Origin of the sequence: Cryobacterium mannosilyticum (assembly GCF_004402705.1) — a bacterium.
Classification (GTDB): Bacteria; Actinomycetota; Actinomycetes; order Actinomycetales; family Microbacteriaceae; genus Cryobacterium; species Cryobacterium mannosilyticum.
Genome location: NZ_SOFM01000007.1, coordinates 1 through 12,626, shown reverse-complemented (window position 1 = coordinate 12,626; position 12,626 = coordinate 1). Strand labels below are relative to the sequence as shown.

12 protein-coding genes are annotated in these 12,626 nt (G+C 67.7%); 8 read left to right on the top strand and 4 right to left on the bottom strand.

Going from position 1 to position 12,626, the window contains the following annotated elements; translation table 11 throughout:
- The 8 genes from E3O32_RS01530 (at position 1) to E3O32_RS01495 (ending at position 6,778) form a co-directional block, all read left to right on the top strand.
- Positions 1-912 (top strand): XdhC family protein, encoded by a 912-nt coding sequence (locus E3O32_RS01530; protein WP_134506330.1) that lies wholly within the window; start codon positions 1-3, stop codon positions 910-912.
- A 33-nt stretch (positions 913-945) separates the two neighbouring features.
- Positions 946-1,869 carry an AAA family ATPase gene (locus E3O32_RS01525; RefSeq protein ID WP_134506328.1) on the top strand — a complete coding sequence of 308 codons (924 nt, stop codon included), beginning with the start codon at positions 946-948 and terminating at the stop codon, positions 1,867-1,869.
- On the top strand, positions 1,862-3,109 hold the full coding sequence (locus tag E3O32_RS01520) for a vWA domain-containing protein (protein ID WP_134506326.1): 1,248 nt from the start codon (positions 1,862-1,864) through the stop codon (positions 3,107-3,109). Before E3O32_RS01525 ends, E3O32_RS01520 begins: the two co-directional genes overlap by 8 nt.
- Entirely contained in the window at positions 3,109-3,834 is a 726-nt protein-coding gene (locus E3O32_RS01515) for an SRPBCC family protein (RefSeq protein ID WP_134506324.1), read from the top strand. The genes E3O32_RS01520 and E3O32_RS01515 overlap by 1 nt, the downstream gene beginning before the upstream one ends.
- 18 nt (positions 3,835-3,852) lie before the next feature.
- Positions 3,853-5,004: an XdhC family protein gene (locus E3O32_RS01510; RefSeq protein ID WP_134506322.1), complete on the top strand. Its 1,152-nt coding sequence runs from the start codon at positions 3,853-3,855 to the stop codon at positions 5,002-5,004.
- A 118-nt stretch (positions 5,005-5,122) separates the two neighbouring features.
- A complete protein-coding gene (locus E3O32_RS01505) occupies positions 5,123-5,419 on the top strand; it encodes a putative quinol monooxygenase (protein ID WP_134506320.1) in 297 nt (98 codons plus the stop codon).
- 75 nt (positions 5,420-5,494) lie between these two features.
- Positions 5,495-5,785: a hypothetical protein gene (locus E3O32_RS01500; RefSeq protein ID WP_134506318.1), complete on the top strand. Its 291-nt coding sequence runs from the start codon at positions 5,495-5,497 to the stop codon at positions 5,783-5,785.
- Positions 5,786-5,977: 192 nt separating this feature from the next.
- Positions 5,978-6,778 carry a COG4705 family protein gene (locus E3O32_RS01495; RefSeq protein ID WP_198417507.1) on the top strand — a complete coding sequence of 267 codons (801 nt, stop codon included), beginning with the start codon at positions 5,978-5,980 and terminating at the stop codon, positions 6,776-6,778.
- Between the two features lie 90 nt (positions 6,779-6,868).
- Here the strand turns inward: E3O32_RS01495 and E3O32_RS01490 are convergent, their stop codons facing one another.
- The 4 genes from E3O32_RS01490 to E3O32_RS01475 all read right to left on the bottom strand — a co-directional run bounded on the left by E3O32_RS01490 (position 6,869) and on the right by E3O32_RS01475 (position 12,160).
- Positions 6,869-9,151 (bottom strand): putative bifunctional diguanylate cyclase/phosphodiesterase, encoded by a 2,283-nt coding sequence (locus tag E3O32_RS01490; RefSeq protein WP_134506314.1) that lies wholly within the window; start codon positions 9,149-9,151, stop codon positions 6,869-6,871.
- Positions 9,152-9,681: 530 nt separating this feature from the next.
- Positions 9,682-11,457, bottom strand: coding sequence for a putative bifunctional diguanylate cyclase/phosphodiesterase (locus E3O32_RS01485; RefSeq protein WP_134506312.1), 1,776 nt, complete (start codon positions 11,455-11,457; stop codon positions 9,682-9,684).
- 119 nt (positions 11,458-11,576) lie between these two features.
- Entirely contained in the window at positions 11,577-11,774 is a 198-nt protein-coding gene (locus E3O32_RS01480; protein WP_134506310.1) for a hypothetical protein, read from the bottom strand.
- A gap of 134 nt (positions 11,775-11,908) precedes the next feature.
- Positions 11,909-12,160, bottom strand: a complete 252-nt coding sequence (locus E3O32_RS01475) for a hypothetical protein (RefSeq protein ID WP_134506308.1) — start codon at positions 12,158-12,160, stop codon at positions 11,909-11,911.
- Between the last annotated feature and the right edge of the window lie 466 nt (positions 12,161-12,626).

Genomic DNA, 12,626 nt, shown 5'->3' with positions numbered 1-12,626 from the left:
ATGCCGGTCGTGGGCGGGGCACTGGAACAGCGTGCCCAGGAACTCGCCGGTCGGCGCGAAGCGTTCGTGCGCGCCACGGTGGTGCGCGCCCAGCGGCCCACGAGCGCCCACGCGGGTGACACGGCGCTCCTTCACGCCGACGGGCACCTGGACGGATTCGTCGGCGGCGCCTGCGTGGAGGCCTCCGTCCGGGAATACGGCTTGCAGGCGCTGTCCGCCCGCGAACCGCTCCTGCTCCGGGTCGTCGCCGGGGAACCGTCGCACAGCAGGGAGGACGGCGCCGTCGAGGTGTCGAACCCCTGCCTGAGCGGAGGCGCCGTCGAGATCTTCCTCGAACCGTCCGTGCCGGCGCCCCGCGTCGTCGTGGTCGGGGCGACCCCCGTCGCGCGGGCCCTGGCGGTGCTGGGCACCGGGCTCGGGTTCGAGATGGAGCTGGCGGACGGCGCGGCGACGGAACCCCACCCCGACGACGCTGCCCTGATCGTGGCATCGCACGGCCACGACGAGGAAGCCTCCCTCGAGGCCGCGCTCCGTGCGGGTGTCCCCTACGTGGCCCTCGTCGCCAGCGCGAAGCGGGGTTCCGCCGTGGTTGCCTCCCTCACTGTCGAGGACGGGCTGCGCTCCCGCGTGTTCAGCCCGGCCGGGCTGGACCTCGGCGCCAGGACCCCGGCCGAGGTCGCGCTGTCGATCCTGGCCCAGCTGGTCGCCGAGCGTGCCGGGCAGCGATCGCCCGGAACCGCGGCAGCCGTGGCCGTTCCGGCGACCGCGATCGACCCCGTCTGCGGCATGAGCGTCGCCGCCGTCGATGCCACCCCCCACGTGGAACTCGACGGACTCACGACCTACTTCTGTTCAACGGGCTGCCGCGCTGCCTTCCTCGCCGATCCGGAGCGGTATGCCAGCCCAGCCTGAGGCGAGGGTCGCCGACGCACTCGGGCGGACACGATGACCCAGTCGGCCCGCGCAGGCGCCGAAGACGAGGTGAAGGCGCTCATTCCCGACGTGGATTCCCTGTTGGCGAGGCTCGACGAGATCGACTATCTGGCGGACTCCGGACTGGCCACCGCGCTGTTCCTGGCCGTGCGGATGCCGCAGCCGATCCTGCTCGAGGGTGAGCCGGGCGTCGGCAAGACCGAGGCCGCGAAGGCGCTCGCCCGCGTGCTCGACACGCCGCTGTTCCGCCTGCAGTGCTACGAGGGAATCGACGCCGGCGAGGCCCTCTACGAGTGGAACTATCCTCGCCAGTTGCTCGGGATCAGGCTGGCCGAGGCGCGCAACTTGACCCTCGCCGAGACGGAGCTGTTCGGTCCGGAGTACCTGCTGCGACGCCCGCTGCTGGCGGCCATCGAGCATCCGGGGCCGCGCCCGGCCGTGCTGCTGCTCGACGAGATCGACCGTGCCGATGCCGAGTTCGAGGCGTTCACGTTCGAGCTGCTCGCCGAGGCCGCCGTGACCATCCCGGAGCTCGGCACCGTGCGGGCCAGCCACCCGCCGATCGTCATCCTCACCTCGAATCGCACCCGCGACCTGCACGACGCGCTCACCCGGCGCTGCCTGTACCACTGGATCGACTACCCGGCACCCGAACGCATCGCGGAGATCGTGCGGCGACGCGTGCCGTCCAGCGCGGAGCCGCTCGCCCTGCAGGCTGCGACCGCCATCACGGCGCTCCGCTCGCTCGACCTGGCGAAGCCGCCCGGCATCGCGGAGGCGATCGACTGGGTGTCGGCGCTGGCCGTGCTGGGCGTCGACCGGCTCGGCCCGGCGAGCATCGACCACACCTGGGGATCGATTCTCAAGAATCGCGACGATCTCGACCTGGCCCGCTCGCGCGGGACCGCGTGGCTGATCGGTGCGGACCATGGCTGAGACCCAGGCAGTCCGGGGTGAACCCCGGGTGGAGGCCGCCGCCCTTGCGGCCGGGTTCAGCACCGCTCTGCGCCGGGCAGGGCTCCCGGTGTCCCTGGACCGAGCCGCCCGGCTGGCGGAGGCGCTCCGGCTCGTCCCGCCGTATGCCCTCGGTCCGCTGTACTGGACGAGCCGGGTGGTCCTGGTCACCTCCCAGGACCAGCTGCCCGTCTTCGACGGCGTGTTCACGGCGGTCTTCGGCGGGCTTCTCGACCCCGCCGACAGCCGGGGCGACACCACGGCCCCGCCGTCGATCGGCGCCGAACCCCGCTCCCGGCCGGCCCCGCCTGATGACCGCCCGCTCGGAGCCGACAGCGCCGAACGCGCGCCGCAGCCGCCCGCCCTCGTGCCGGGCGGCGACTCGTCCGGCTTGGACGCCCCGGAGCGGGAGACGGTTCTGATGATGGCCTCGGCCGAGGAACGGCTGCACGACATGTCTTTCGCCGAGTTGACCGTCGACGAGATCACCCGGATGCGCCACCTCGTGCGGCGGATCTCCCTGTCAACGCCGACGCGCCTGAGTCGCCGCACCCGGGCCTCCGCGACGAGCACCGCCCGGCTGGACCTCCGGCGCACCGTGCGGGCCGCAGGCCGCACGGGCGGGGACCCGGCCCGTCTCGTCTACGCCCGGCGCCGCCCCCGGCTGCGCCGCCTCGTGTTGCTCTGCGACGTCTCCGGCTCGATGGAGCCCTACACCAGGGTCTTCCTGTCCCTGCTCCAGGGCGCGGTGTCCGGCGCGCAGGCCGAGGCGTTCGTGTTCTCAACCAGGCTGACCCGGCTCACCAGGCAGCTGGCACTGCGGGATCCGGACCAGGCTCTCGCGCAGGCCGCTGCGGGCACAGAGGACTGGGCCGGAGGCACCCGCCTGGCCGACAGCATCCGACGGTTCATCGACGACCACGGCCGACGCGGACTCGCCCGCGGAGCGGTGATCGTGCTGATCTCGGACGGTTGGGCTCAGGACGACCCGGCAGAGGTCGACGCCCAGATGGCGAGGCTCAGGCGGCTGGCCTTCCGGATCGTCTGGGTCAACCCTCGGAAGGTGGCGCCGGATTACCAGCCACTCGCGGGCGGCATGGCCGCCGCCCTGCCCTACATCGACGCCTTCGTCAGCGGTCACAGCCACACGGCCCTGGCGGAAGTGGCGGCGGCGATCCGCGCCGACCGCATTCCACAATCCGCGAACAGAGGGACGAAATAATGCAACTCGACAGCACATTCACCGTTGTGGCCCCGATCGACACGGTGTGGGAGACCCTGATGGATTTCGAGCGCGTCGCCGGCTGTGTTCCCGGCGCCGAGGTGCTCAACAAACTCTCCGACGACGCCTACCAGGTGGGAATGAAGGTGAAACTCGGCCCCGTGTCCATGCAGTACAAGGGTTTGATGAACGTGATCGAGCGCGATGCGACCGCGCACCGTGCAGTATTCCAGGGCCGCGCCCAGGAGGCCCGCGGGCAGGGCACAGCCCAGGGCACCGCCACCCTGTGCCTCGTCGAGACGGACGGCACGACCACTGGCACGGTCAGCGCAGAGGTGGACCTCTCCGGTAAGGTCGCTGCCATGGGGAAGAGCATCATCGGCAGCGTGACCGACCAGATGATGGCGCTCTTCGCAGACAACCTGCAGGCCATGGTCACCGGTTCCGGAACGGAACCCACCGCGCCTCCGGCCGCCGGCGAACCGGCCGCGGCCCCGGCGGACACGGCGCCGGCCGGGTCGCAGACGTCGCCGCCTCCCGTGTCCCGTCCGCTCCAGCACCAGGCCCCGCGCACGGCCGCCACGAGCCTGAACGCCCTGGACCTCGCCAAGGGGATGCTGGCCGACCAGCTCAGCAACCCGGGGAAACTGATCGGCCTCCTCACCGGGGTGGCCTTCCTCGCCTACCGGATCGGCCGCGCGGTCGGCCGCAGGAGCTCCCGATGATGCGTTCCCCCGTCGACCATGCGTGACATCATCGACGCCCTGATGCCCGGCTGGCGGAGCGGAGGCACCGCCGGCCTCGCGACAGTGGTGCGCACCTTTGAGTCCGCCCCGCGCCCGGCAGGTGCTTCGATGCTGGTCACCCCCGACGGAGCGGTCACCGGCTCGGTCTCGGGCGGGTGTGTGGAGGGTGCGGTGTACGACGTCGCGACCCAGGTCGCGGCGGACGGCCGGCCTGTCCTCGTCCGGTACGGGATCAGCGACGATGACGCGTTCTCGGTCGGGCTGACCTGTGGCGGAATCCTCGACGTGTTCGTCGAGCCTGTCTCGCAGCACACATTCGCCCAGCTGGACGACGTCTGCGCCGATATCGCTGCCTCCCGTCCGGTGGCGGTGGCGACGGTGATCGGGCATCCGGATGTCGACCTGATCGGCCGGCACCTCGTGGTCAGGCCGAACGGGTTCGAGGGTGACCTTGGGTCTGACCGGGCGAACCGAGCCGTGAGCGACGACACCCAGGGTCTGCTGGCCGCCGGCCGCAACACGACTCTGACCTACGGCCCCGACGGTGAACGGCAGGGTGAGGGGATGCGGGTGTTCGTCAACAGTCAGGCGCCCCGGCCACGGATGTTCGTGTTCGGCGCCATCGACTTCGCCGCCGCCCTGACCCGCCTGGCCGCGTTCCTCGGCTACCGCGTCACCGTCTGCGACGCGCGGGAGGTGTTCGCGACGCCCGCCCGTTTCCCGGACGCCGACGAGGTGATCGTCGCGTGGCCGCACCGCTACCTGGCCGAGCAGTTCGCGGCCGGCCTCGTGGACTCACGCTCGGTCATCTGCGTGCTCACCCATGACCCCAAGTTCGACGTTCCCCTGCTCGAGCTGGCCCTCCGCGCGCCTCAGGTGGCCTACATCGGGGCGATGGGCTCGCGCCGCACGCACCTGGACCGTCTGGCCCGGCTCCGGGAGGCCGGACTCGACGACGCCGACCTGGTCCGGCTGCACAGCCCGATCGGCCTCGACCTCGGCTCGCGGACCCCCGAGGAGACGGCTGTGTCGATCGCCGCCGAGATCATCGCCGGGCAGTGGGGCGGCACCGGGCAGCCGCTCGGCACCCTCGACGAGCGCATCCACCACGACGACCTCGACGAGCCGGCCGAGCACGCGACATTGTGACCCCTTGCCGCGGCAGGGACACCTTCCTAGACTCGGGGCAGAACCGACACTGGCCAGAACCGAATCTGGGCATGACCGGCGGTCGGCCCATTCGAAAGCGAAAAGCGAGGAGACCGCGATGGCACTTGAATTCGGAGTTTTGGCTCTCGTCGAAGCGAAGCCCGGCAAGGAACAGGACGTGTGGGACTTCCTCAACGGAGGCCGGGACATCGTGCTCGGCGAGCCGGAGACCCGCACCTGGTACGCGTTCCGGGTGGACAACGCCACCTGCGGGATCTTCGACACGTTCGAGACCGAAGAGGGCCGGCAGGCGCACCTCGCCGGCGCGATTCCCAAGGCCCTGGCCGAGCACGGTCCGACCCTCCTCGCCAAGGACCCGGACATCCGATTGATCGAGATCGTTGCCGTGAAATGACATTGCCGGGAGCTCTGACCTGAGGACCGGGGCCGGCGCCTATCCGTGCACTGGGAGCGGCGTTACGCTGGCGGCATGAATGACACCGGTACTCACGGGCAGGGCCTGAGCGAACGATACGTGCACTTCATCGACTGGTTGGATCAAAAACTCGTGCGGGCGATGGGTCCGGCTCCCCTGGGCCCCTACGACGCGGTTGTGAAACGTGTCGGTGAGGCGGTGTGTCCGGTCTGCGGCCGTCCGATGGCCGAGCACACCATTGACCATTCCACCCAGAACGCGGTCCTCAACTGCCCGGCGGAGCACAAACCGCAGCCACCAGACGGGCCGGTCAACGAGTTCGGCATGCCCAAGCCGCGCGACTGAAGCCCGCCGGCGGAGCCGGACAGAGCCGCACAGGTGCCAGTACAGCGCCCGGCTCAGCGAGCCGGTGCCCGACTCTGTGAATGCTCTCGTCTTCCACGGCACTTGCCGGGGCTGCTGCCAGCTTCGCCCCCATACGGTTGTTCTCCACGCCCTGTTCCGGTGGCGCTTTCGCGAAACGACCTGAGGATGTCCATGACAACCAGCACGGCCGAAACCGTCGCCACACGCGGCCCATCGAGCATGAGCAAGGTTCCCGAACCGACCCTCGTCTTCTGGATCATCAAGATCCTGGCGACCACGGTCGGTGAGACCTTCGCCGATTTCCTCGCCACCAACCTGAACCTGGGCCTGACCAACACGACCTATGTGATGGGCGCCCTCCTCGCCATCGCCCTGGTCGTCCAGTTCCGTTCCGTCCGGCACGCGCCGAGCATCTACTGGCTCGCCGTGGTGCTGATCAGCGTCGTCGGCACCCTGATCACCGACAACCTGACCGACAACTTCGGTGTCAGCCTCGAAACCACGACCATCGTCTTCGCCGCCGCCCTCCTGGCAACCTTCATCGCCTGGTATGCCAGCGAGAAGACCCTCTCCATCCACACCATCACCTCCACGAGGCGGGAAGCCTTCTACTGGCTGACGATCCTGTTCACCTTCGCCCTGGGCACCGCTGCCGGTGACCTCATCGCGGAAGGCCTGAACCTGGGCTACTGGGTGTCGGCACTCATCTTCGCCGGAGCCATCGCGCTCGTGGCCGGCTCCCACATCATCGCCCGGCGCGGCGCCGTGTTCGCGTTCTGGATCGCCTACATCCTGACCCGCCCGCTTGGCGCGTCCCTGGGCGATTACCTCTCCCAGCCTCGTCACGATGGCGGCCTCGGGATCGGAACCGTCGGAACGAGCGCCGTCTTCCTCACCGCGATCCTCGCGCTCGTCGTCTACTTGACAGTCCAGAAGCGCCCGGCGTCCGCCGAGGCAGCAAGCGGCGAGTAGCCGGACACGGGAAATCGGCGTGGGACTACAACTGTTCAGCGTGCGAAGCGTGCAACGCGTTCGCCGGATTCACCCTCGCGATCGTGATCCTCAGAAGCGGGCGGGGGCGGTGAGTTCGCCGATGGAGCCCCGGGCGTTGAGCCAGACGTTCAATTCGTCCGCGGGCACTGGCCTGGACATGTGATAGCCCTGGGCTTGGTCGCAGCCGAGGGAGACGAGCTCGTCGTACGCCCCAGCGCTCTCGACGCCTTCGGCGACCATGCGCATGCCCAGACTGTGGGCCAGCCCGATGGTCGAGGCGACCAGGGCTGCGGCGCGGGCATCATCGACCATGGGGGTCACGAAAGAACGGTCCAGCTTGAGTTCGTCAATGGGCAGGTCCCGCAAGTAAGACAACGAACTGTACCCGGTGCCGAAGTCATCAATGGAGATCTGAACACCGTGCAGGCGGAGCCGCGTCAGGATGTCCCGGGCCCGGTCACGGTCGGCCATGAGGAACTCCTCAGTGATCTCGAACTTCAGGACGCCCGGTGGGAGATGCCGGGCGGTGAGCATGGCGGCCACCTCATCGGGCAGGTCAGTGTCGATCATGGAACTGGCCGAGAGATTCACAGCAACCGTAAGGTTTCGGCCTTCCGCGAGCCAGACGGCGGCCTGGTCCAGGGCGATGTGGAGCACTACTCGGGTCAGGGCCCGCATGAGTCCGGCTTCTTCGACCAGAGTCAGGAAAGCGTCCGGGTAGAGCAGGCCACGTGTGGGGTGGTTCCAGCGCACCAGGGCTTCCACATCGTGGACGTCGCCGGCGGGCAGGTTGATCTTGGGCTGGTAGTGCAAGACGAACTGGCCACTCGTCAGGGCGGCTCGCAGCTCATCGACCGTGCGCAGTTGCGTGGTGAAGTCGGTGTCGTCGCCACCGCCGTAGGCGTGAAAGCCGTCGCCAGAGGCTTTGGCCTTGTACATGGCCACGTCGGCTTTGCGCAGCAGGGTGTCAAGGTCATGGCCGTCGCCGGGGAATAAGGCGAAGCCGATGCTCACCGCGCTATGGACTGCGACGTCATCCAGGGCGAACGGCTCGGCCAGTGCCGCGCAGAGCTTGGCTGCCACCGCGGTGGCCTGCTCGGCGCCCGCGCCGTCGAGCAGGAGCGCGAACTCATCACCGCCCAGACGCACCAGGAGGTCTCCCGAACGCAACTGCTCGCTCAGGCGGCCACCCACCTGGATCAGCAGCCTGTCTCCGGCCTGGTGGCCCAGGCTGTCGTTGACCTCCTTGAACCTGTCCAGGTCCATCAACAGCAAAGCGTAGCGCTCACTAACCGGATCCCCCATCCGAGCGCCCGCTTGTGCATACAGCGCCCGCCGGTTCGGCAGACCGGTCAGATGGTCGCTCGTCGCCTGACGGCGCAAGTCCGCCATCCGCAGAATCTGACGAAAGGCCACCTGAGTGCGAGCTGCCGCCGCGAAAACCGTGGCCCCGGCCAACACAACGGCCAGAGAAGACACATAAGTCCGAGTGCCCATCACCAGTACCCCGAGCCCAGCGAGGGTGGCGAGCCCCGACATGATCAGGGCCGCCGCACGGGTCGGGGCAGGCAGATCTGAAACTTTCGACACGGTTCGGTGCGCCGAACCGTGCACATACAGCGCGATCAGGGCGATCCCGATCGCCCAGAGGGCGTCGAGTGGAGTTCCGAGCACGTAGGTGTCCGTGGTCACCTGCAACGCGTAGACAATGTCCGCCAGTGTGTAAAGCATCAGCCCTAGGATCAGCACGACCAGCCGATCGCCCCCACGGAAACCACGCACGACCACTATCCCCGTGACGGCTGCCATCAGGAACATGTCCATCAGCGGGTAGGCGACCGCCACGGCCGTGGCCAACGACCAGGAACCCGCCAAGGCTGAGGCCATCACGGGGTTGAGCACAACTGCCAACACTGCGGCCGCCCCGAGCGAGCCCACGGCACAATCCAGCCACACCGACCGCGACTGCCCGCGAACGTCGCGGCGCACCAGCAGGACCAGCATGACCAGCATCAGCAGATAGAAAAGCATGTAGCCGAGGTCACCCGGGTTGGGGAACGAGGGTGACCAGTCGCTGGTCAATGGGGCGTAATAGGTGTCCCCGACAGCCAGGAAGGTCATCGCCAGAGCAGCGAGCAGGACTTCCCTGCGACGAGACACGGCCCGGGCGACCGCCAGCCAACACACCACCGCGGGCAACCAGGACGTCGACAACGACAACCAGAGATCCACCGCCGGATGAGATTCGCCGCCCTGCCAGACCACTCCGCCCAGGTAGGCCGCCGCACACAGGCCCATTGTCCAGACCAGGACGGCATCAACCCGCGCACGCATCATGGCCTCATCACCCACAATCCCAGGGTGACACTGACGGGCCGGGCGAGAGTCGCGTCACCGCTAACGCACGCACACTGCGTCGTGAACATAGCCCTCTCCCCCCAGATCTGCCCATAATCTACCCGCCCGTTGAGGCAGATTGCTAAGAGGAATGGTCTATCGGAGGCGATCGCCCCTAAGTGGGGGAACGGCTCAGCATCCTTGCCCCGTTCGTTCTCGATCTTTCCGAGACCTGGCGGTCTGCAGTGGCCGTTGAGCGTTCCACGTCTGGAACGTCATGCTCGACCTCGACACCCACCGCGAATGGACGGGCGCCTTCCACGAGGGATCGACCTACGAGGGCGGCTGGGGCCGGCATTCTCTACGCGCAGTTCTCCCTCCACGCCCGCACGCTCGGTTTGGTGATGCAACCGTTGAGCCAGGTCCTGCAGGGATACCCGACGATGGCTGTTCCATACGCGGCCATCCACGCGGAGTACGCGCCTCACGGCCAAACGGTTCAGATGCTCCTGCGCACATCCTGATTCGACGGTTGACTCAGGCGATCAGGCCGGTCTCGGTCCGCCGAAGTCATTCGGTGCGGCTGCGTCGGAGATCTGGGTGGGAGGCAGATCGTCCGGTGCAACAGGCCGCGAAATGAGATAGCCCTGCACCGCGTCACAACGCAGATCGCGCAACAACTGGAGTTGGCAGGGGCGTTCGACGCCTTCGGCCGTGACCGTGAGCCCGAGGGCGTGTGCGGTGTCGATGATCCCGCCAACGAGCAGGGCGTCCGCGGGCGAGGAATCGATGTGGTCGATGAAGGTCTTGTCGATCTTCACCGTCGTCAGCGGCAGGCTGCGCAGCAGGGCGAGGGAGGAGAAGCCGGTGCCGTAGTCGTCCAGGGCGATGCTGATCCCGGCCCCCCGGAGCTGTTCAAGTTGCCCGATCGCCCGGGGCAGGTCGGTGATCGCGGCGCCCTCGGTGATCTCCACCTGGATCAGTGCGGGGGGAACACCATGCCGGGTCAGGGCCTCCAAAAGCTCGGGAACGATGGTGCGCGCCGCGAGTTGAAGGGGAGACACATTGACCGCGACCCGGCGCGAGGTCCCTGCATCCAGCCAGGTCCGGGCCTGGGCGCAGACCTCGTTGATGACTCGCTGTCCGATGCGGTGGATGTCGCCCGACAGTTCCATGATCGGGATGAACTCCGCAGGCGACACCGCGCCCAGCACCGGGTCGGTCCAGCGCAGCAGCGCCTCCACGGCTGAGCAGTCGCCGCTGGCCAGGTCCAACTGGGGCTGATAGTGCAAGCTGAACGCGCGAGTCTCGAACGCCTCCGGCAGCCGACGTCGGATCAGCGCATTCCGCACGATCGGCGCGGCCTCGCCATGCCCATCGAGACGCGCGACCTGGCGCTTGCCGGCCTGCTTGGCCTTGAGCATCGCCCCGTCAGCGTGGCGCAGCAGCGCATCAAGCGGGCTCAACTCCTGTTCCGCGGCGACATCACCGGCCATCGCGATGCCGACCGACGCCGACACGTGCAGCAGGTGTCCGTCGCAGACGAACGGGACCGATGCACCGAGCACGACCCGGTCGGCGATGGCGCGAAGCTGCCCTTCATCCACGTCAACCAGCAGAACCGCGAACTCGTCGCCGCCCAGGCGGGCGAGCACATCCGTCGGGCGGATGACGTGGCGCAGCCGTTCGGCGAAGCCGACCAGGATCTCGTCCCCGGTCTGATGTCCGAAGGTGTCGTTGATAGCTTTGAAACCGTCGAGGTCGATGTAGAGCACCCCGAGTCGGGTGATGTCCCCGGCATCCTCGATCGATGTGCTGCCACGCTCCTCCAACTGCCGTCGATTGGGCAGCCCGGTCAGCGAATCGTGCAACGCGGCATACCGGAAATCCGCCGACAACCGTTCGAAGATCTGGGACACCGAGACGACCCGTGGGCCATCGTCGGTCAGCACGAGCACGTCACGATAGCGGTTGCCCTCGGGCAGTTCCAGCACGCGCTGCGCCGCGGTGGCCAGGGACATCGTGCCGGGCAGGAAGAAGGAGTTCTCCGGCACCATCTGCCTGGCCGTGGACCGGGCATGCAGGCCGCGCCCGTAGCCCAGCCGCCCGGTCAAGGTGAACTCCACCTGCTCCCGAGACAAGAGGAAATGAACGCCGTCGTCATGCACGACGAGCGAACGAAGCTGACGGTCCGCGCGAAACACCCGGTCGATCTCAGTCACCGGCGTCGCCGCGGAAATCACCTGGACGCCCGTCGCCAGGTCCGCCAGACAGACGACCCGATTGTCGCGGCCCACATCGGTGCCAAGAATGGTGCTCATGCTTCATCGATACCCGATTCAGGTCCCTGGCCCAATTCCCCGCGCCGGAGTTCGCCGACTGTTCAGCCGCCTTACCCCTGGGCAGCGCCGTCGGCAGCCCCCACCGCGCCGTCGACGAATCACGCCACCTCGTACAGGCCCTCGAGTGCGCTGCTGATCGAGCCGAAACTGCCGATCGCCTGCGTTTGGTCATTCCGTAGCAGGAATCCTCGCGGCGTGCGCTGGATCATGCCCGCAAATTCATTCGTGACCTCATGACGGACTTCCCACAGGGCAGGGCCCGCCATGACGACTGAGAACAGCTGTCCGTGATCCATCGATGTCCCTCAGCTCCCGTGCGCCTGCGGATGTCTTCCGCACCACAATCCTGATCCCCCTCAAGCCCGGCGACGAGAGTCCATTCGGAGAACACACGATGAAGAGTGCGCAACCACGGTTGAAGGCGATGCGCTCAATACGGGGCGTCCGGAGTTGCAGTGACGAAATACGAGATGGCCGCCTCCAGGCTCGTGAACCGGGCGTATTCGACGGGATCCACGAATTCCATGACCTCGTACGCGCCGCGATTCTTGTCGATGAAGCCCACGAGGGACAGCGCATTGTCGGTCGCGATCCTGCGGTCGCCGATCCTCCACTCGTGCTCGGACAAAGCGACCACGTGAAGGTCGTCTCGGGTGCGAGTTCGCGATCGACCAGTGATCATGATGATTCCTCTCTTGCAAGTCCCCTCGCAGGATACATTCGCATTCCGACGATCTGTTGTGCGCCATGGCGGTCTCGTTGGAATGCAGCACCGAGTCGGTGCTCGCTTCAGAGCGACTCCTGGATCTCGCCCGGGGAAATCACCACCCACAGGGATTCCACGTCCAGGCCGAGTCCGAGCGACTCAATGAGACCACACACAGGGCTCGCCTTCCGCGTGAGTGGCCACCGCGCACAACCAACGCCCGTGGCCATCGGGCGGAGTTGCCAGTCCTCGCGAAATGGCTGTGACGGACGCGCGGTAGGAGCCGTTGCCGAGCACGTCCGCGCAGTCTCGATAGTCGCCGGCAAGGGTTCGGCTTGCGGTCTGCGGTGACCCGTTTGTTCAGGACAGCTATTGGAGTTTCACTTTATGCGGCTGTGAGGGTGAGTTCGGCCAGTTTCTCGGCGGGTGTGGCGTAGTCGAG